At 66.6% G+C, this 19,490-nt stretch carries 22 protein-coding genes; 9 read left to right on the top strand and 13 right to left on the bottom strand.

Annotated features, from left to right (window positions below):
- Positions 1-76: 76 nt before the first annotated feature.
- From D6T63_RS13175 to D6T63_RS13205, 7 genes are all read left to right on the top strand, one after another.
- A complete protein-coding gene (locus tag D6T63_RS13175) occupies positions 77-373 on the top strand; it encodes a hypothetical protein (protein ID WP_120149500.1) in 297 nt (98 codons plus the stop codon).
- A gap of 144 nt (positions 374-517) precedes the next feature.
- Positions 518-817 carry a hypothetical protein gene (locus tag D6T63_RS13180; RefSeq protein ID WP_120149501.1) on the top strand — a complete coding sequence of 100 codons (300 nt, stop codon included), beginning with the start codon at positions 518-520 and terminating at the stop codon, positions 815-817.
- A 133-nt stretch (positions 818-950) separates the two neighbouring features.
- Complete coding sequence (locus D6T63_RS13185; protein ID WP_120149502.1) at positions 951-2,138, top strand: Gfo/Idh/MocA family protein; 1,188 nt, start codon at positions 951-953, stop codon at positions 2,136-2,138.
- Positions 2,135-3,289, top strand: a complete 1,155-nt coding sequence (locus tag D6T63_RS13190; protein ID WP_120149503.1) for a dihydrodipicolinate synthase family protein — start codon at positions 2,135-2,137, stop codon at positions 3,287-3,289. Before D6T63_RS13185 ends, D6T63_RS13190 begins: the two co-directional genes overlap by 4 nt.
- Entirely contained in the window at positions 3,286-4,170 is an 885-nt protein-coding gene (locus D6T63_RS13195; protein ID WP_120149504.1) for a sugar phosphate isomerase/epimerase family protein, read from the top strand. The genes D6T63_RS13190 and D6T63_RS13195 overlap by 4 nt, the downstream gene beginning before the upstream one ends.
- Before the next feature lie 9 nt (positions 4,171-4,179).
- A complete protein-coding gene (locus tag D6T63_RS13200; RefSeq protein ID WP_120149505.1) occupies positions 4,180-4,569 on the top strand; it encodes a nuclear transport factor 2 family protein in 390 nt (129 codons plus the stop codon).
- A 107-nt stretch (positions 4,570-4,676) separates the two neighbouring features.
- Positions 4,677-5,510 carry an SRPBCC family protein gene (locus tag D6T63_RS13205; protein WP_407923745.1) on the top strand — a complete coding sequence of 278 codons (834 nt, stop codon included), beginning with the start codon at positions 4,677-4,679 and terminating at the stop codon, positions 5,508-5,510.
- Between the two features lie 326 nt (positions 5,511-5,836).
- Here D6T63_RS13205 and tsaD read toward each other — a convergent pair whose 3' ends face one another.
- From tsaD to alr, 5 genes are read right to left on the bottom strand one after another with little or no spacing between them, the layout of a single operon-like run.
- Positions 5,837-6,940 carry a tRNA (adenosine(37)-N6)-threonylcarbamoyltransferase complex transferase subunit TsaD gene (tsaD, locus tag D6T63_RS13210; protein WP_120149506.1) on the bottom strand — a complete coding sequence of 368 codons (1,104 nt, stop codon included), beginning with the start codon at positions 6,938-6,940 and terminating at the stop codon, positions 5,837-5,839.
- The gene (rimI, locus tag D6T63_RS13215) at positions 6,937-7,404 is read right to left on the bottom strand and encodes a ribosomal protein S18-alanine N-acetyltransferase (RefSeq protein ID WP_407923746.1); all 468 of its coding nucleotides are present in this window, start codon (positions 7,402-7,404) and stop codon (positions 6,937-6,939) included. Before rimI ends, tsaD begins: the two co-directional genes overlap by 4 nt.
- The gene (gene tsaB / locus D6T63_RS13220) at positions 7,401-8,084 is read right to left on the bottom strand and encodes a tRNA (adenosine(37)-N6)-threonylcarbamoyltransferase complex dimerization subunit type 1 TsaB (RefSeq protein WP_120149507.1); all 684 of its coding nucleotides are present in this window, start codon (positions 8,082-8,084) and stop codon (positions 7,401-7,403) included. Before tsaB ends, rimI begins: the two co-directional genes overlap by 4 nt.
- A gap of 9 nt (positions 8,085-8,093) precedes the next feature.
- Positions 8,094-8,636: a tRNA (adenosine(37)-N6)-threonylcarbamoyltransferase complex ATPase subunit type 1 TsaE gene (gene tsaE, locus D6T63_RS13225; RefSeq protein ID WP_120149508.1), complete on the bottom strand. Its 543-nt coding sequence runs from the start codon at positions 8,634-8,636 to the stop codon at positions 8,094-8,096.
- The gene (alr, locus tag D6T63_RS13230) at positions 8,623-9,786 is read right to left on the bottom strand and encodes an alanine racemase (protein ID WP_120149509.1); all 1,164 of its coding nucleotides are present in this window, start codon (positions 9,784-9,786) and stop codon (positions 8,623-8,625) included. The genes tsaE and alr overlap by 14 nt, the downstream gene beginning before the upstream one ends.
- Before the next feature lie 85 nt (positions 9,787-9,871).
- On the opposite strand from alr, the gene D6T63_RS13235 reads away from it, so the two are divergent.
- The gene (locus D6T63_RS13235) at positions 9,872-10,450 is read left to right on the top strand and encodes a GIY-YIG nuclease family protein (RefSeq protein WP_407923747.1); all 579 of its coding nucleotides are present in this window, start codon (positions 9,872-9,874) and stop codon (positions 10,448-10,450) included.
- Between the two features lie 63 nt (positions 10,451-10,513).
- On the opposite strand, the gene D6T63_RS13240 is transcribed toward D6T63_RS13235, so the two are convergent.
- The 7 genes from D6T63_RS13240 to D6T63_RS13265 form a co-directional block, all read right to left on the bottom strand.
- Positions 10,514-11,908 (bottom strand): acetamidase/formamidase family protein, encoded by a 1,395-nt coding sequence (locus D6T63_RS13240; protein ID WP_235830740.1) that lies wholly within the window; start codon positions 11,906-11,908, stop codon positions 10,514-10,516.
- A gap of 193 nt (positions 11,909-12,101) precedes the next feature.
- A complete protein-coding gene (locus tag D6T63_RS18970; RefSeq protein WP_147394375.1) occupies positions 12,102-12,758 on the bottom strand; it encodes a hypothetical protein in 657 nt (218 codons plus the stop codon).
- A gap of 268 nt (positions 12,759-13,026) precedes the next feature.
- Entirely contained in the window at positions 13,027-14,160 is a 1,134-nt protein-coding gene (locus D6T63_RS13245; protein WP_120149510.1) for a hypothetical protein, read from the bottom strand.
- A 122-nt stretch (positions 14,161-14,282) separates the two neighbouring features.
- Positions 14,283-15,038: a GAF and ANTAR domain-containing protein gene (locus tag D6T63_RS13250; protein WP_120149511.1), complete on the bottom strand. Its 756-nt coding sequence runs from the start codon at positions 15,036-15,038 to the stop codon at positions 14,283-14,285.
- A gap of 191 nt (positions 15,039-15,229) precedes the next feature.
- Positions 15,230-15,631, bottom strand: coding sequence for a VOC family protein (locus tag D6T63_RS13255; RefSeq protein WP_120149512.1), 402 nt, complete (start codon positions 15,629-15,631; stop codon positions 15,230-15,232).
- A 146-nt stretch (positions 15,632-15,777) separates the two neighbouring features.
- A complete protein-coding gene (locus D6T63_RS13260; RefSeq protein ID WP_120149513.1) occupies positions 15,778-16,434 on the bottom strand; it encodes a response regulator transcription factor in 657 nt (218 codons plus the stop codon).
- The gene (locus D6T63_RS13265) at positions 16,428-17,663 is read right to left on the bottom strand and encodes a sensor histidine kinase (protein WP_120149514.1); all 1,236 of its coding nucleotides are present in this window, start codon (positions 17,661-17,663) and stop codon (positions 16,428-16,430) included. Before D6T63_RS13265 ends, D6T63_RS13260 begins: the two co-directional genes overlap by 7 nt.
- Positions 17,664-17,957: 294 nt before the next feature.
- Here D6T63_RS13265 and D6T63_RS13270 point away from each other — a divergent pair, with 294 nt between their 5' ends.
- Positions 17,958-18,473, top strand: a complete 516-nt coding sequence (locus tag D6T63_RS13270) for a hypothetical protein (RefSeq protein ID WP_182976998.1) — start codon at positions 17,958-17,960, stop codon at positions 18,471-18,473.
- 42 nt (positions 18,474-18,515) lie between these two features.
- Here D6T63_RS13270 and D6T63_RS13275 read toward each other — a convergent pair whose 3' ends face one another.
- Positions 18,516-19,448 (bottom strand): NADP-dependent oxidoreductase, encoded by a 933-nt coding sequence (locus D6T63_RS13275; RefSeq protein ID WP_120149515.1) that lies wholly within the window; start codon positions 19,446-19,448, stop codon positions 18,516-18,518.
- Positions 19,449-19,490: the final 42 nt, after the last annotated feature.

The following is a 19,490-nucleotide window of genomic DNA, read 5'->3' on the forward strand; positions in this document are numbered from 1 at the left end:
CCCCGGCCCGGGCCACGCCCCTCCGGCCCGTGCCCGTTCCGGCCACGGTGTCGGACCGACGACATACCCTCGTCGCATGGCAGAACGACCGGGGTGGCACGGCATCCCACCCAGCACGGACAGGTATATCCCTCCGCTCCAGCTCGGTACCCCCGAGGGCAACATCACCGAGGCGGTGCGTTCCCCTGCGCTCTGGGTGGAGCTGGACTATCCCGATGGCTCCACGAGGACCATGAAGGGTTTCGCCATGGCGTGGACAGGGTCCGCGGTCCTTGCGCAGTGGATCGAATACTCGCGTGCCCGGGAGGCGTGGGTGGACGCAGCGCGATGCCGACGTCGGGCGCTGACTCCCCGGACGCCGCACGCCGCCTGACCCGGACCCTTACGCCGCCGTCACGCTCGTAGAGTGGTGGCATGGACCGGACGACGTCGAACACTGATGCTTCGTCCGTCCTCGCGTCCGCCCGCCCGGCTCCCACCGGAACTGCGCTCCTCGTGGCACCCCGGGACGTCCTTCATGGCTAGGGCCGCCGGCTGGCACGGCCTGCCGCCGACGACACACCAGTTCGTCCCGCCGATCCAGCTCGAAGCGCCGACGAGTGGGATCACGGAGTCAACCTCCCCTGCCCCGGCCCTGTGGGTGGACCTCGAGTACCCGACGGGCTCCCGCCAGACGGTCCGTGGCTTCGCGATGGCCTGGACGTCGACGGCGGTGCTGGCGCAGTGGGTCGAATTCTCGATCGCCCGCGAGGCGTGGGTTCGTCCGGACCAGTGCACGCGGCGCGAGCTCCCGCGCCGTTCCGCTCCCGACGCGTGACAGGCACGGAAACCTCCTGAGCGATCGTTCCGGTGTGCTTTATTGCCCCTCCCGGGTTCTTCCCCTACACTCACGGTAAGCGTTTTCCGAAGCGCTAGGACCTATGCGAAATCGCCGGAACCAAGGAGTATCAATGTCAACGAGGACAATCGGGATCATCATGAACGGCGTCTCCGGACGCATGGGATACCGGCAGCATCTGGTCCGTTCCATCCTCGCGATCCGTGACCAGGGCGGGGTCCTCCTCTCGGACGGTACGCGCGTCCAGGTGGAGCCGATCCTGGTGGGCCGCAATGAGGCAAAGCTCGCCGAACTCGCGGCGAAGCACGGCATCGAGCATTACTCGACAGACCTGGACAGCGTCCTCGCGGACCCCACGTGGGAAATCTACGCCGACTTCCTGGTGACCAAGGCGCGCTCGGCCGCGATCCGCAAGGCCATCGCTGCCGGCAAGGCCATCTACACCGAGAAGCCCACCGCCGAGACGGCGTCCGATGCCCTCGAGCTGGCCAACCTCGCCGAAGCTGCCGGCATCAAGAACGGCGTGGTCCACGACAAGCTGTACCTGCCCGGCATGCAGAAGCTCAAGCGACTGATCGACTCCGGATTCTTCGGCCGGATCCTCTCCGTCCGAGGCGAGTTCGGCTACTGGGTCTTCGAGGGCGGCTGGCAGGATGCGCAGCGCCCCAGCTGGAACTACCGTACCGAGGACGGCGGCGGGATCGTCGTCGACATGTTCCCCCACTGGAGCTACGTGCTGGAGAACCTCTTCGGCAAGGTCGAGTCCGTGTACGCCCGCGCCGTGACGCACATCGACGAGCGCGTCGACGAACAGGGCCTGCCCTACCGCGCTACCGCCGACGATGCCGCGTACGCCGTGTTCGAACTCGAGGGCGGCATCGTGGCGCAGCTCAACTCGAGCTGGACGGTCCGCGTGAACCGCGAGGAGCTCGTGCAGTTCCAGGTCGACGGCACGCACGGCTCCGCCGTCGTCGGCCTGTTCGGCTGCAAGATCCAGCCCAGGAACGCCACCCCGAAGCCCGTGTGGAACCCCGACCTCGAGGACACCCACGACTACGACGCCGACTGGATCGACGTCCCCACCAACGAGGTGTTCGAGAACGGCTTCAAGACGCAATGGGAGGACTTCCTCCGCCACGTCCTCGAGGATGCACCGCACCCCTACGACTTCCTCGCCGGAGCCCGCGGGATGTACCTCGCCGAGCAGGGCCTCGAGAGCTCGCGTTCGGGGCGCCGGCTCGAGTTGGAGGACGTGCGCACCACTGCGCTCCCCCTCGAGGACGCGGTCACCCTGGCATGATCACGCTCGTCGATGCGGCGGGGACCACCTCCGCCGCCGAACTGAATCCCGCCCCGGCCTTCACCAGGCCGGTCGCGCCGCTCGCCAGCAGGACGGTGTACGCGGCCGCGCACGTAGTTCCGCGAACCACGTCGGACAACGTGCCGGGCGCCCCCGCCGACCTCGACTGGGACGCGACGCTCGCCTTCCGCCACCACCTCTGGTCCTGGGGCCTCGGCGTCGCCGATGCCATGGACACCGCCCAGCGGAACATGGGACTCGATCCCGCCGCGACGCGGGAGCTGATCTCGCGCAGCGCGGCGGAAGCCCGTTCCGTCGGTGGGGCCCTGGTGGTCGGAGTGAACACGGACCACGTGGATGACGCCGTCATCACGCTCGACGCCGTCATCGACGCCTACAAGGAGCAGCTGCACCTCACCGAGGACGCTGGAGCGTCCGTCGTCCTGATGGCCAGCCGGCACCTCGCGCGTGCCGCCCGGACGGCGGAGGACTACGAGCGCGTCTACTCCGAGGTGCTGGCCGCCGCTGGAGCTCCCGTGATCCTGCACTGGCTCGGCAGCGCCTTCGATCCCGAGCTCGGGACCTACTTCGGCTCGACCGACACGGAGGCGGCGTCGTCGACGCTGCTCAAGATCATCGCCAACTCCCCCGACAAGGTGGCCGGCGTCAAGATGAGCCTGCTGGATGCCGGGTCGGAACGTGCAGTCCGTTCGCAGCTCAATGCGCCCGTCAGGATGTTCACCGGAGACGACTTCAACTACGTGTCCCTCATCGGCGGCGACTCCTCGGGCTACTCCCACGCCCTGCTCGGCGCCTTCGCCGCCCTCGGACCGCACGGCTCGGCAGCGGTGCAGGCGCTCGACGCCGAGGACCACGATGCCTACCAGCGGATCCTCGGCCCCACCGAGGCGCTGTCCCGCCAGATCTTCGCCCGGCCCACGTTTTACTACAAGACGGGTGTGGCCTTCCTCAGCTGGCTCAACGGGCATCAGCCCGGTGTCGGGATGGTCGGCGGCCTGCATGCTGCCCGCAGCCTGCCGCACCTCTCGGAGATCGTTCGCCTCGCCAACGAGTGCGGCGCGCTCGAGCAGCCGGACCTCGCCCGCGAGCGCTGGCACGGTCTCCTGCGGGTCAGCGGGGTGGCGGCATGACGGCGCCGGATCCGCGCCTGTCCATCAACCAGGCCACCATCAAATACGCACCCCTCGCCGAGGCCCTGCATCTTACGGCCGGCGCCGGGATCACGAGCATCGGCCTCTGGCGGGATTCGGTCGAGGCCGCGTCGCTACCCGAGGCTGCACGACTCCTCGCCGGCTCGGGGCTCCGCTTTTCGAGCCTGTGCCGCGGCGGGTTCTTCACGGTCCCGGAGGGTCCGGCCCGCCGGGTGGCCATGGACGACAACCGGAGGGCCATCGAGGAGACCGCGCAGCTCGCTGCAGCAGGAGCCCCCGGCTCTGCGGCCGTACTCGTCATGGTGGCCGGCGGAATCCCGCAGGGTTCCAGGGACCTGGTCGGGGCACGCTCGATGGTCGAGGATGCCCTCGCCGAACTCGCGCCGGAGGCACAGGCGGCCGGCGTCAGGCTCGCCCTCGAACCACTGCACCCCATGTATGCGTCGGACCGCGCCGTCATCTCCACACTCGGGCAGGCACTCGACCTCGCCGCTCCCTTCGCTCCCGCGGTGGTCGGCGTCGTCGTCGACACCTTCCACGTCTGGTGGGACCCCGAGCTGACGAAGCAAATAGCCCGCGCAGGGCAGGAGGACCGCATCGCGAGCTACCAGGTCTGTGACTGGCAGACTCCCCTGCCTGCCGATGTGCTGCTGGCCCGCCACTACCCGGGCGACGGGGTCATCGACTTCGCGGCCATCACGGCGGACGTGCAGGAGGCCGGCTATCGGGGCGACATCGAGGTGGAGATCTTCAACCAGGAGATCTGGGACACGCCACCCGGTACGGCCATCGCAAGGACCATCGAAGGGTTCGGGTCAGCGGTCTCTCCGCACCTCCTCCAAGCGGGCGCTCGCCGGTAGCATCGGCCTATGGAATCTACCGAGGTCGTCCGGCGGTACTGGTCGTCGGTGTGGAGCAGGGACTGGCACGCCGTCGGGCAGACGCTCGCCGAGGACGTGGAGGTCTTCTGGCCCGTCACGCGCGAGATCATCCGCGGCCGGGACAACATGGTCGCCGTCAACTCCGAGCAACCCAATGGTTGGAGCATCGATGTCCTCTCCATCCATGACGCGGGCGACGTCGTGGTCTCCGAGGTCCAGGTGCCCCAGGAGGACGTAGGCATCTTCCGCGTCGTGTCCTTCTGGACCGTGGCCGACGACGTCATCACCTCTGGCCGCGAGTACTGGACGATGTACGGCGGCGAGGAAGGCCGCGACTGGCGCAGGAAATACGCCACGGTCGGCGATCCGCCTTCCTGACGGCCTTCCTGGCGATGCGCGGCACTGGCGGGACTCGATCTCAGACCATAAGCTAAGCATGCTGATGATGATGTGGTCAGCGACCGCACGCACAATCTGAGGGAGGCATGATGAGCACGAAGGTCGAAGAAACCGTTGTAGTGAATCTTCCAGTGACGACCGTGTACAACCAGTGGACGCAGTTCGAGGAATTCCCCCAGTTCATGGGCGGCATCAAGCAGATCACGCAGCTCAGCGACGACCGCCTGGAGTGGGTCGCGGAGATCGGCGGCATCCGGCGCCAGTGGGAGGCGAAAGTCCTCGAGCAGGTGCCCGACCGCAAGGTCTCGTGGGCTGCGACGGAAGGTGCAACCAACGCAGGCACCGTATCCTTCGAGGACCTCGGCGGAACCACCCGTGTCAATCTCGTCCTCGAGTACGAGCCCGAGGGACTCATCGAGAAGGTCGGCGACAAGTTGAACGTCGTCGAGAACCAGGCCAAGGCGGACCTGCAGAAGTTCAAGGAATTCATCGAGTCCGAAAGCTACGCCACCGGTGCGTGGCGCGGATCCGTCGCCGGCACGGCGGGAACCCCGACTGTGGATGATGCTGCGTCATCACGCGGTGACAGTGGCAAGGCCGGCGTCTCCGGCAAGGTCGCCGCAGGAGTGGGCGTCGCAGCGGCGGCCGCGGTTGCGGGCGTCGCCGCGGCAGCTGCCGGCAAAAAGCACGACGACGAGACCGTGGTCGAATCTGCCCCGGTCGAGACGGTGCCCGTGGTCGACTCCGCACCGGTGGTGCCGGAGTCCACGCCGATCATGGTGGACGACGACGTCATCGATGTCGATCCTGTTCCCGCCGTCGACGGCGTCCCGGGAACCGGCGTCCCCTCGGACAGCGCGGGGCTCCAGGACGACACATTCCTGGACGGCAACGCGACCGACCGCAGGGGCTCCCTCTAGCTCCACCTGGTGCAACGCAGTGGGCCGGATTCCCCGTGGATCCGGCCCACTGCCGTGGAATCCACCGTTCTCCCGAGCCGGAGGGCTGACATCGGGGTCGGACCCGCGGCCGCAGCCCGGTCAACAGATCTCATCGGGCATCCAGCTCAGTCGGGCATGGCCAACAACCTCCGCTTGTGCGCATTCAGCAGGACGTTCCGGATCAGGACATCCTCCAACGTGTTGTCTCGGAAGGAGGAGCGGCGGGCAGACCCGGCAGGGCGCTCGCGCTCCTGTTCCTCCCGCCTTTCGAGCTCGACGGAGACGCGGTCACAGTCGTCGGGTGTCTATGGCCCGTCGGGCCCCGGTTCGCCGGCGATGACGATGCGTGTGACGGGCAACGAGGGGTTCGGCCCGAAGGCGATGCCGCTCGGCAGCCCCCCGTTCAGTACGATCTGCGCACCAAGGGCTGCGACCATGGCGCCGTTGTCGGTGCAGAGCGACGGCGCCGGTACGGTCAGGGTGATGCCCGCGGCGGCGCAGCGCTCGGCAGCCACCTCGCGCAACCGCCGGTTCGCCGCCACCCCTCCCCCGAGCAGCAGGTTCGAGATGCCGTGCTCCTGACAGGCGAGGACGGCCTTCATGGTGATGATGTCCACCACGGCTTCCTGGAAGGACGCGGCGATATCGGCGACCGGAATCTCGAGTCCCGCGGCCTCGTACTGCTCCACGCTGCGCGCGACCGCGGTCTTGAGCCCACTGAAGGACCAGTCGTAGCGATGCGGTCCGGGCTCCTCCGCCGTACCCATGTACTTGGGTTGCGAGAGGCCGCGGGGGAAACGAATGGCCTTCGGGTCGCCCTCCCTGGCCAGACGATCGATGGCCGGGCCGCCCGGATAGCCGAGGCCGAGGATGCGCGCTGTCTTGTCATAGGCCTCGCCTGCGGCGTCGTCGATCGTGGACCCCAGCAACTCGACGTCGCTCGCGATGTTACCGACGCGGAGGATCTCCGTGTGCCCGCCTGAGACGAGGAGCGCGCCCAGATTCGGCGGCAGGCCGTCCGCGAAGGTCCCGCCGAGCATCCCGACGCCCACATGTGCCACGAGGTGGTTGATGGCATACAGCGGTTTGCCCGTGGCGACGGCGAGCGCCTTGGCGGCTGAGACACCGACCATCAGGGCTCCCGAGAGACCCGGACCGGCGGTGACGGCAAGGGCGTCGATCTCATCGAGGGTGACCCCGGCGTCGTCGAGCGCCGCCTGCAGGGTCGGCACGAAAGCTTCGAGGTGGGCACGCGAGGCGATCTCGGGAATGACGCCACCGAAGCGCACATGCTCGTCCATCGAGGAGGACACCGTATTGGTCAGCAGCTGCGTACCGCGGACGATGCCGACGCCGGTCTCATCACAGGAGGACTCGATCCCCAGGACCAGGGGCTGCATGGCTGTCATGGCGTGGTGCCTCCGCCGTCCGACAGGACACGTCGCATGACCCAGGCGTCCACGCCGTCGCGGTAGTAGGTCTTCCTCGTGTGGATCTTCTCGAAGCCGAACCTCGTGTACAGCTGCTGAGCGCGCGGGTTATCGGCACGGACCTCGAGCATCACGTTGTCGGCCCCACGGCGGCGGGCCTCATCGAGCAGTTCGGTGAGCATGGCCCGCCCGATGCCCTGACCCTCGAAGCGGGGAAGCACGCCGATGGTCTGGATGTCCGCCGTCGTGTCGATCACCATGACGCCCGCGTAGCCGACGGCCCGGCCATCGACCTCCGCCACGATGTACCGTCGCGTATCCGTCCGGGAGAACTCGGCGTAGAACATCTCGAGAGGCCAGGCGTCGGTCGGGAACAGCTCGTTCTCGAGCCGCCCGATCATCTCGATGTCCTCGAACGCGAGGTCCCGAAGCGTGAAGTTCACGCCGTCGCCCGCTTCCGTGGACCGGGGACCCTGGCATCGGAATCACGCAGGTACAGCGGCGTGGTGTCCGGCAGCGACTCGCCGGCGAGCAGGCGCGATCGGGCGACCCGACCGAGCGACACGGCGTCAGGGTCAGCGGCGGCGAACGCCTGGACCCCCTCGACGTCGTCCGGGTACAGGCTCGCAGCACGGCCCACCAGCGGCTGACCCTTCGGGAGGGTGCTCGCCGCGCCTACGTGTGGACCGCTCACCAGTTCCGGGAGCCGGCGGCCGGAGGAAGCGGGAGCTCGGTACGCCGCCCAGTAGACCTCTCCCCGGCGCGCGTCCGTGCCGACGAGGAAACCGCGCCCGTCCGCGACGGCGCCGCCCGCCACGGCGTCGTACGCCAGCGCCTCGAGGCTCATGACTCCGTGGAGCGGGACGCCCCACACGAAGCTGAGGGTCCTCGCGGTGACGAGTCCGGCGCGCAGGCCCGTGAACGGACCCGGTCCCACTCCGGCGACGACGGCATCGAGGTCGGAGCCCGAGACGCCGGCGTCGGCGAGGATGCGCTGCACGGCCGGAGCGAGGACCTCGGCATGCGAGCGGGTGTCGGCACTGCTGAACCGGCCGACGACGACGTCGTCGTGCAGGAGCGCGACAGTGGCCGCGGCGGAGGTGTCGAGGGCGAGGAGAAGCACCGGTCCAGCCTAGTCGAGCGCCAGTGCCGGCTGCCGTCCGAACCAGCGCGGACCGAACCCTGAGAGGGTGACGCTGCGTACCTCGTCCTCGCCGTCGTCGTCGAACGTAGTGGTCAGGGCAGCGGGAAGACCCCCTGAACCGCCACCGAGGGGACGCCCTATGTCGATGTGGAGCCGGCTTTCGCTCAGGTGCTCCACCCGGCCCCTTCCCCACTCGACGACGGTGACGTTGGCCGCCATGGTTGCCTCGAGGTCGAGATCGTCCACGGCGGCAGCGCTCTCCAGCCGGTAGGCGTCGACGTGGACGAGGCCCGGTCCGCCGCCCACCGCCGAATGCTGGCGCACGAGCACGAAAGTGGGCGAGATGATCCGGTCCGCGACGAAGAGCCCCCGCCCGAGTCCCTGCGTGAACGTCGTCTTGCCGGCGCCCAGCTCACCGGACAGCACCAGCAGGTCACCCGGCCGGAGATGCACCGCCAGCTTCCCGGCGAGAAGCTGCAGCTGCGCGGCCGAGCGGACCTCGAACGCGGCGCTCCACTCAGGCGTATCCATCAGCGGATTCCTCCCGTGGTGCCTCGAGGTACACCCTCTCCACGCGGTCGCTGATCCGGGTGACGATCTCGTAGTTGATCGTCTGGGCAGCGGCAGCCCAATCCTCGACGGCAGGCGAGTCCGCTGCGCCGAACAGCACCGCGCGCTTCCCCAGCGGACTGTCCGGGGTATCGACCAGGCCCGTGGTCCCGAAGTCGATCACGAGCTGGTCCATCGCGATCCGCCCGACCACGGGATGGATGCGGTTGCCGACGAGGACCGGCGCTCCCGTCGCGATGCGGGGCACGCCGTCACCGTAGCCGACCGGGATCAGCCCGAGCGTCGTCGGCTTGTGCGTCCGGTAGGCGTACCCGTAGGACACGCCTTGCCCCGCGGGCACCTCCTTGCAGTTCGAGACGACGGTGCTGAAGGTCATCACGGGTTGCAGGCCCAGATCGGCGGAGCCCTGGTCCGAGAAGGGTGAGAGTCCGTAGATGCCGAGTCCCACACGCACGAGGTCGAAGTGGCAGTCGGGGCGGGAGAAGGTGGCCGGGGTATTCGCGAGGTGCCTCACTTCGACGTCGATCCCCGCGCTCTCCGCGGCGGCGACCGCCTCGCGGAAGGCCTGCACCTGCAGGTCGGTTTCGGGCCGCGCGGGCTCGTCGGCGACGGCCAGGTGCGAGAAGATCCCTACGACGCGGATCAGCCCCGCCTCCTGGTACTCCACGGCCCGGGCCAGCAGGGCGTCCCACCTGTCCGGTGGGCAGCCGTTCCGTCCGAGGCCCGTGTCGATCTTCAGGTGCACGATGGCTGGCCGCTCCAACTCGCGCGCCGAGGCGACGACGTGCTCCAGTTCCCAGCCGGAGATGCCGAGGTCCAGACCATGCTCGACGCCGGCCGTGAAGTCCGTGCCCGAGGTGTGCAGCCAGGCGAGGATGGGTGCCTCGATGCCGGCCTTCCTCAACGCGACGCCCTCGCTGACATGGGCGACCCCGAGCCAGGCCGCTCCGGCCTCGACGGCGGCGCGTGCGACCGGCACGGCTCCGTGCCCGTATGCGTCCGCCTTGACGACGGCCATGACGCGGGCAGGGTGCGCGACATCGCGCAGGTGCCGGATGTTGTGCCGCAGGGCGTCGAGGTCGATCTCTGCAGCACGCTCGGGGAAAGTCACCCCGCCATTCTGCCAGCTTGCCCCCTGCCCGCCCGGACAGGCCGTCGGCTTGCGCGGACCCGGACCGACCGGAAGGATCGACGACGTGTTCGATTCCCCGACCCCTCCGTCCGGCTGCGTCCTGCCGGCAGACGACGGGCGGCCGTGCGGCCGCGTCCTCGGTGACGCCCCCTTCGCGCTCTGTGCGGCGCATGTGGCCCTGGTGGCCGAATGGTCGGACGCGCTCTGGGGAACCACGGACCTGCTACCCAGCCCCTGTCGGGCCTGCGGCTCGAGGCTCGGTGTCCGGTATCCGTCCGGCTGGGCCTGCGCGGCCTGCGAGTGGCGCGTCGGCGACATCCTCGACGACGGCCTCCCCCCGCCGCGCGTCGACGTCGTCTACTACCTCCGCTTCCGGGACCGCATCAAGATCGGTACGACGGCGAACCCGCGACAGCGCCTGGCGAAGATCTGGCACGACGAGCTCCTGGCGTTCGAACGCGGCGACCGGCTGGTGGAACACCGTCGGCACGTCCAGTTCGCGGACTCCCGCCTCGATCGGTCGGAGTGGTTCACCGTGACACCGGAGCTCGTGGAGCATGTTCGGCGCCTCTCCGCGGGCGTCGACGATCCGTGGGCGCTGTACGCGCGATGGCTCGGCGAAGCAGCGGCGCTGCGTGGCTGAGGCACTTTCCTCCCCCGTGGATCGGGGCCGCTATGCCTGGTGGCCCTGAGCACCAAGATGTCGCTAGGCGAAGTCGGTTTTGTTGATGAGGCCGTGGACGCCCACGGTCCTGTCCACGACCTGGGATACTGCGAAGTCCGCGGCGGCGGAAAGATAGGCGTACGCGATGGCGCGGTCCATCCCTCGATCATTCTGGAGGAAGTCCAGGGCATTGATGATGGCCCGCCGCATGGCCACGTTCAGGTCCCCGGTGACTCCTCCCCCAGCGAGACCGTCCGGATCGGAGAGCCCGATCGGTATCCATGCGTCCTTCGTCTCGCCGAAGGGGTACGTATAGGCAACCGAAGGAGCATCTCCTGATCCGGGCTTGCACACGGTGAGCCGGAACGTGCCGCGTAGTGAACCTTCCATTGCAGTCAGAGCGACTTCGCCGTCACCCATGCCCATATGCGGGTCACCCACGTAGAACAGCGCCCCGTCTGCCTTCACTGGTAGGTAGAAAGTGGATCCGGGGCCCAGGTGGCGGATGTCGATATTGCCTCCGCCGAGCGTGGGCGGTACAGAATTGGCTTCCGGTGATGTCAGTCCATCGGACTCGGCGAACGCGACACCCATCATTCCCAGGAAGGGACGTAGGGCGAACCTCACTTTCATGTCGCCACTGGTCATCACTGCCTTGCCGTCTTCGATGGCCGTGAACACCGAAACGTTCCCGTAGTCCGAGGGGATACCTGATGCCCTGTTGTCAGTAGTGACGGGAGGCATCACTTCCTCGAGGGTGATGCCCGCCGGTGGTAGGACGTCCGGTTGCACGGCAAGGCCACCTTTGCCGTGCCTGCTGGATACCACGCCGTATGGCACGCGTGGAATTGCTTCGAGGGTCTCGATCTTCAGGACATCACCTGGTTCCGCTCCCTCGACTGCTACCGGGCCGGTGACGATATGGGGGCCGTCCTTGTCGAAGTTCCTGGGCGTCCTGTTGTACTCGGCCGCGATGCTCACGGCGTCCTGGAGGATGCTGCTTTCCGGCACACCGAGCCCACCGAAGTACTCGAGCGGGTTTCGTCCCTGGTCTTCGAGGATCCCCTCGTGGGACAACGCATCGATCGTGACGGTCTGCCCTGAGGGGATCGACAGCACCGGAGTGGCATGCACCGTAGGTACATACCCCCACAGGACGTCCTCCGGGGTCGACGCCAGGTACGCGTCGCCGGAGATGGTTCCACTGTTGGGTTGAAGGATCTCCCCGAACCCGCCCGACGGCGTGCTCCCCGCGGCCCCTGACGCGGTCCCCGCAGCTGAGGCGGTCCCCGAACCGCCGGGCGCCGCCGCCTGCGTACTGGTGCACCCCGTCGCCGCCGTCAGCGTCCCGAACGCCGCGACAACCCCCATGAACCTGCGCCTGCCAAGACCACTGACCAGGGTCTCCGCTGCATCCCGACCGAAATTGTCACTCACGATGATCTCCTCCACGCGCGTTGAAGAGTCGACCGTACCGAGTGCTCATTTCCTGAGGATTTCGGCCAGAAGTCCGAAAGGACCCAAGCGGTGAAGCCCTCGGTGTTGTGGGAGCCTCGAGCAGAGTGGCCGGACTGATGGACCGGGCTGCAATCACAGCTGCAGTCGGTGCATCACCCTTCCACCGTTTCCTTCACCGGGACGATGGCGAGTCGGCCATGACGCGTGGGGTTATAGCTGCAGCGATGCTTACCGCGGCCTGACCACAGACCGCCGAGAAACATTCACAGAAGGTTATTCGAGTCCACAGATCACCGGTAACCGCCGTGACAACATCGGATCCATGCCTCGCAGTCGGATATCTACTGTCAGGCACAATTCTTGGGACTTCCGTCCCTCTGTCCAGGCGTTCATGCGCTTCTACGAATGAGCGAATGAGGATCTCTGCATCTGCGTCAGTCCACCGGAGGTCCGGCTGGGCGTCGTCCACCTGGAAGTCGAGCCCCGCGTACTTGTTCGTCTCAACTTCCACGTCGTAGTCGGTTCGACTGGAGGGGGGCTCCAGGCCAAGTTGTGTCCTAGCGTCGGGGTCCTCAAATCTCCAGGCACAAACTGATGACTCTGCATTGGACGCAGCGTCGGGTGTGTCGACGAAAACAGCCGCACCGAATTCACCGACACCTGCCGCATTGGCTATCAGCTCGCCGAAGATATCGCTGCACAGGGTGGGAAACGGTCCGTCGGACGAGACGTACTCGACCGACGGCGATGTCGTTTGTGCTGCGGCAGTGGCTGGGAGCGGGACCTGGATCGAGTCGGACGTGGCTATCGGCGAGGTGTCCGGGTTCACCCCGGGTCCGCTGGAGCATCCCGCTAAAGCCACGGCGACCAACGTTGCTGGAAGGAGATGCCGTGCGGTTGCGAACATACCCACAGAACGTTCCAAGGTCCCCCACCTCCGCTGATGTCCCAGATAGTACACCTACCCCATTGGGGACTCTGCAGCTTCCAGCGTCGGGCGGCGCACCTCCAGGTGGCATGCGCCTGAACGACCCCCGGCAGGACCGCGGCGAAGCGTGCGGCCTCAGCGTGAAGGTCCGCTACGCACTTACTGCCGTCTAATCGACGCCCGGCTCCTCGACCTCACCGAGGTACTGGATGGTCAGAACCGGACTGTCCGTCCCGTCGGTCCCGGCGACCAGTGCGACGTAGACCTGCTCTCCCTCGAAACCGGATGCGACGTAGTCGTAGCTCTTCCAGGCAGGGTGTTCGGCGGCGCCGTGCCAGGCGATGTGCAGCAGCAGGTCCACCCACCCGGTATCAGCCGGCAGGCCCGTGAACCCCAGGGAGTCGATAACGGTCTTCTCGACGGCTACCGGGCACAGGAAGTACCTGCTGGAGGCGTAGGGGCTGATGTCTACCAGGGTCCCGTCCTCCAGCGCCTGGCGCCGATGCGCTCCCGCGTACTTCTCCGGCACCTCGCTGGTGACCTGATGCTCCAGCAGGTCGACCTGTTCGGTCGTGGGCATCCCTTCCGGATACAGGTACGCGTTCACGCGCGACGCCGGGTCGTAGGGTACGAACCATGCCGGCGCCTCAGGATCCTGACCGTCCGGGGCAGAAAAGTATGTCTCCTCCAGCACTGTGCCGTCGCCAAGCAGACCGATGGTCATCCGGTCGAGGTTCACTGCGCCCAGGTTCGTGTCGTATTCGGCGTCGGCGTGCCGAATACCCTTCCTGGCGAAGCAATAGGCAGCAAGTTCATGGGCGAAGGTGCGGGGGCTGTCCCATCCGAGTTCGAACTCCGCGGCCACCTCGGCCGCTACGACCGCGAATCGCTGCATGAAGTCAGCTGTGTAATGGCGCCGGTACGCCGAGGGCAGCATGGACACCACGTTCGCCCCGGCCGAGGTGATGTACCCCTGCACGTCCGTGCCGGCGGCCTCGATCGTGCGCAGGGCGAAGATGTCGTCGAAGATCCCGGACAGGACGATGGGTACCGACTGCCGTAGCGCTCCGCGGAGGAGTTGCGCGAGTACCAAAGCTTTCAGGCGGTCCTCGGGTGAGTCGTAGTTCGACGCCGGCAGCTGGCCGTCCTCGTCGAGCTGCATCCGGCCGATGCACGCGCCCTGCAGTTCGGGGCCGCCGAAGTAGCCGAACAGGCTCAGATCGATACCCTCGAGCTTCCGGCCCTCGTTGATCAGCTCGATCTGCTGGGGCGTCAGGTTCTGCGGGTCGATACTCGGCGTCACTGTGCTCCTTGATCTGCGGTGGCGCCAGACTAACAGCCGGGACCCATCATGGTGCGCGCGTTGATTCGGCTATCACCTGATACTGGGGAGGGTGTCCGGTGCGGGAAGCCGAGGAGCCAAGATTAGTAGTTGAAGTGCGTGGTCACGGGGGCTGGTTGTCCGATGGATGCCAGAATGCTAGCGGCGAGGTCACGCAGTTTCATGTTCCGGGTCGATGACGCCGAGCGCAGGATGTCCATAGCCTGGTCGTGGCTGCACCGGTTCTGCGCCATGATCGCCCCGGCGGCCAGGTCGATAGTGGTGCGTGAGGTCATCGCTGCTTCAAGGTTCCTCGTGGCGTCGGTGAGTATCGCGATGCGCACTGCCAGGCGCAGCGACTTCGAGGCGTCCCGGGCGATACCTTCCGCAACAGAGATTCCCTTCTCATCGAAGGCGTCCGGTTCCGTGGAGTAGAAGTCCAGGCCGGCACTTGCGCCGTCGTCGAGCCGGACAGGGATTCCCAGCGCAGAGCGAATACTGAATGAGGCGATAGCCCGGCGGTACTCGGGAAACTCGGACTCTGTGAGGAAGTCCCGGATGTGGACCGTGTAGTCCTCCCGGGCGGCGCGCAGGCAGGGCCCGTCATCGAAACCGTACTGGACCTCGTCCATCTGGCGGGCCCTCTCGCTGCTGCTGGCAACGGTGACTTTCGATCGGGGGCGAAGCAGAGTGATACCGCAGAACACCTCACCGTGAGACCCGGAGAACGCCGAAGCCGCGATTTCTGTCAGCCCTGTCAGGAACTCCTTGACGTCCTGGCTATCCAGGACCACGTCCTGCAACACGGCAGCAAGCGGTTCATCTTCGGTTTCCCGGCCAAGCTCTTGTTCATCAGGCATAAACAGGCACCCTACATCAGGCCAGAACGACGAAGTTTCCCCGACAGTCCCTTGAGATATTGCCTGGTCCTTGGTGGGCCGACACCGATAGCCACTAGGACGGCAGCGGGAGAGTACGCCGGCTCTCAGTGATGAAGTGGCTGCCAACGCCGCGCTTTTTGCCGAGGACGCGTGCAGCGGGTCGGTGAGGACTAAGCCGGAGCTGCGAGTTGCCAGTTCACCCCGAAGCGATCCTGTACCCAGCCGAAGGGCCCGAAGCCGTAGTCACCGAGCGGCATGTGCTCGCGACCCTCAACTGCCAACGCAGTGAAGAGTCTCTGCTGCTCATCGATCGAGGGGCAGTCGATCCACAGGGAGATAGCAGGACTGAAGTTCCACTCATGAGTGATCGCACTGTCGCTGCAGCGGAACTTCTGGCCGGCCACTATGAACTCGGCAAGAAAGATCGTGCCCTCATCCCCGTAGTCACCGGGTCCGCGACGTTGCTCGAAAAGGATCTGGCCGTCGTCGAATAGTTCCACGTACATGGTCATTGCTTCAGCAGCGCTACTACCGGTGGCAGGTTGGAAGGTCAGAAATGGTGTCGCCTGCATCGTCTTGGTCTCCGATCATCGAGATAGTGGTCAAATCATGTAGCTGGTGAGGTCAACCCCGGTACCGCCTGCGCCGTCGGAAACGATGGTTGCGCCATCGACGAGCACCGAGGTCGACGCAGCCTGGTCCGGGAGGCTCGGTAGCATCACGATTGGGCGGCGTCGTGCACGAGTATGGCGATCTGCACCCGGCTGGTGACGTCCAGTTTGGTGAACAGGCGTGAGACGTGGGCTTTGACTGTCGCCTCGCTCATGAACAGGGTCGCAGCCACCTCGGCATTGGAGGCACCGGCCCCGATCGCGGCGGCAACCTCACGTTCTCGCTCGGTGAGCAGGGTAAGCCGATGCGCGGCCATCCGGTGGCGTTCTGACGCCGCGGCGTCGTTGAAGTGGGAGAGCAGCGTACGGGTGACGGACGGTGAAAGGATCGCCTCGCCGGAGGCGACGAGGCGCACGGCATTGATGATGTCGGCGGGCGGAGTGTCCTTGACCAGGAACCCGCTTGCCCCGGCCCGAAGCGCGTTCATCACCTGCTCGTCGGCTTGGAAGGTGGTCAGCACGATCACCTGCGGCGGTGGGTCGAGCCGGCGCAACTCGGCCGTGGCGGTAATACCGTCCATCTCGGCCATACGGATATCCATCAGCACCACATGGGGCCGGTGCTCGCGCACCGCCGCCGCGGCGCGGACGCCGTCGTCCGCTTCACCTACGACCTGAACATCCTCGGCCGACGACAGAATCATCCGCAATCCAGCACGCACCAGCGGGTCGTCGTCGACCAGAAGTACCTTCACCGTCACCATCGCAGCTCGGCGTCCACCACGAAGTCCCCTGAGCCGTCGGGGCCGTGCACGAGGGTGCCGCCGGCCAGTGCGACTCGTTCCTGAAGCCCGAGCAGACCGGCACCCGCACCTGGCAGTACCGGTCCGGCGTGGGCGTGGAGCGGCTCGCGGTTGCGGATGCTCACATGCAGGCCGGCACCAGGTGCACCGGTGACCCGCACCGTCGTGGCAGTGCCATTGGCGTGCTTGCCGATGTTGGTGAGTGACTCCTGCACGATACGAAAGGCATCGCGTCCCAGTCCGCTCGGGGCCATCTCGGGGTGTTCGACGTGCATCTGGAAGTCGATGTTCGCGCCGGCTCGGCGGGATTCCTCGACGAGGCGCCGTATGTCGGACAGGGTCGGCTGTGGAGCGGGTGGCCCCGACTGCTGGCCGGGTTCTTCCCGGAGCAGTCCAATGACATCGCGTAACTCCTCGAGCGCCTGGCGGGCGGTGGAGCGCAACAACTCGGCGGTCTCGCGGATCTTCGCCGGTGGCAGGTCGGGCCGGACCTCCAGCGCACCAGCGTGCAATGCCAGCAGGGAGATGCGGTGGGCGAGTACGTCGTGCATCTCTCTAGCGATCCGGGTGCGTTCCGCCATTCGCGCGGTGTCTTCATGCAGACGCTGATCGGCTTCCGCCCGCAAGGCACGCTCCTGCAGGGTGAGGAGAAGCTGCCGTCGGGCCCGGATGAACATGCCCCACGCGGTAACTGCGAGGGCCAGTGGAGTGACCTGCAAGAACACCGTCAGGGGGTCGGTGGTAGGGCTGTAGGCGGCGAAGAGCAGAAGGGACGGGATCCACAGCACAACAACGAGAAGCGACGACCGGACCGGGCGATGCACCGCGAGGGAGGACAACGCCAGGAGCCCTGCTGGCGTTGCAGAACTCGAGAACGTCCCCAACAGGAGACAGATGAGCGCGACGGCGAGCGCCCAACGCCGCCGCCACCACAATGAGACGCAGGCCAGCGCTCCACAGGAAACGTCGACGGCAACCTGCATCGCTGACAACGTCACGGCGCTGTCGCGCAGATCCGGGCTCAAGAAGAGCGCCCCCAGCACGGCGCCGACACAACAGGCGACGGCGTCGACGGCCCTGTCCCGGCCGGTCCGTACGCCGGTCGAGTCCAAGTGGGGCAGCGTGCTCGGGGCCAGCAGTGACGCCGGCCGCACGAGCTCGACCCACAAACGGGGCGGCGACTCGGACATGAGCCCACATTAGAGGCTCCTTGGCGGGAACAACAGCGACCAACGTCGATGCGACGGCGACGAAAGGCGGTACCAGCTGGGTCCATGAGCCGTCCTTTCGGACGAGGAGTCCTAGCCTGCCGGCCGATGTGCGGTGCCCTCCCCTTCAGCCACCGTTGAGCCATGAACACAACAGCTGGTCGAGGGCCGGCTACCTCAGCCGGCACAAAGGCGTTTCGAAACCGTGGACGGTGACCCAGCAACTCCCCGCGCCACATCGGCCGATCGAACAGAATCAATCAAAGGAACATGAACATGTCACTGCATGCCGCAACCCCACGCCAGACCGACCGCCATCCCGGAGCCCCGATTTCCGGAATGGAGCGACCCACCGAGGCTGAGTTGCCTACCTTCCGCTTGCACATGATGCGTGGCGGCTACCTCCTCATGGCAGTAGGCCTCATCATCGTCAAATGGCCACTCCTCCTCCAGGCCGCGTCGTTGCCCCTGATGGACGGCGTAGTCCTCTGCCTTTTGACGGCCATGTCGCTCCTGGCACTCCTGGGCCTCAGATATCCCATCAAGATGCTGCCGATTCTCTTGTTCGAGGTGATCTGGAAAGTGCTCTGGCTGGGCCTCGTAGCCCTGCCCCACCTCATTGCCAACGACATGAATAAAGCCACTGCCGACATGCTCTTCAGCATTCTCTTCGTCTCCGCCATCCTGGTTGTCACTCCCTGGGACTACGTCTGGAAGCACTATGTGAAGGCACATGGAGACAGCTGGGGTCGAACCGCCTTGCGCCGCGGGTCGAGCCACTCGCCCAGGTAAATGAAGAGGCGCTTCCACTCAGCCCTTGTCGCCCGTCCTGGTTCAGGCTGGGATGACGATGACCTTCCCTGAGATGCGACCGGTGCTGGCCTCGGCATGGAGGGCGGGCAATTCCGCGAGCGGGATCCGGCGTGTCACCTCGACGGTGAGTGCGCCGTCGTCGACGAGGGACACCAGCTGAGCGAGCCGGTCACGGTTGGGCAGGACGAACACCGTCCGCGCTTGCACCCCTCTGGTGTCGTCGCCGGGCGTGGTCATGAACGCTGTGGTACTCACGACGATCCCGCCGTCGCGCACGGCGGCGACGTACTCGGTGAATTGCTCCGGATCGATCGGTGCAAGGTTCAACAGCACGTCGACCTGCCCGTCGAGGGCGCCGAGCAGGTCCGTATCGGTGTGGTCGACGATCTGGTCCGCGCCGGCTGCGCGGACGGCATCGATGCTGCGCGGGCTGGCCGTGGCGATGACGTGCACATCTGCTCTTTTGGCGAGTTGAATGGCGTATTTACCTACGACGCCGCCGGCGCCGACGATCAGGACCCGCTGGCCCGCCTCGAGCTCGCCCTCGTCGAACAGCGCCTGCCATGCAGTCAGTGCTACAGAGGGCAGCGCCGCTGCATCGGCCAGCGGGATACTCGTCGGGGCTGGGACAACAGCGTTCGCCGGTGCTACGACGTACTCGGCTGCTCCGCCGTCGCGCTCCATCGGCAGGAAGGCGATCACCGGGGCGCCAATCGTGAGCCCATCCACGCCCGCGCCCACTGCGTCGATGGTGCCTGAGACGTCGTAGCCCGGCACGTGTGGCAGCTCGATCGGGATCGGAAGGAATCCGCCTCGCATGCCGTTGTCGGCCGCGTTGAACGCGGACGCCTCAATGCGCAGTCGTACCCGCCCGGCAGCCGGAGCGGGCTGCTCGATCTCGCCGTACTGGAGAACCTCGGGTCCGCCGATTTCCTGGAACTGAATTGCTTTCATGGTCTTTCCCTTCGTTAGGTGCTTCAAATTCGAAGCAGATAA

Origin of the sequence: Arthrobacter cheniae, assembly GCF_003602275.1 — a bacterium.
Taxonomy (GTDB): domain Bacteria; phylum Actinomycetota; class Actinomycetes; order Actinomycetales; family Micrococcaceae; genus Arthrobacter_D; species Arthrobacter_D cheniae.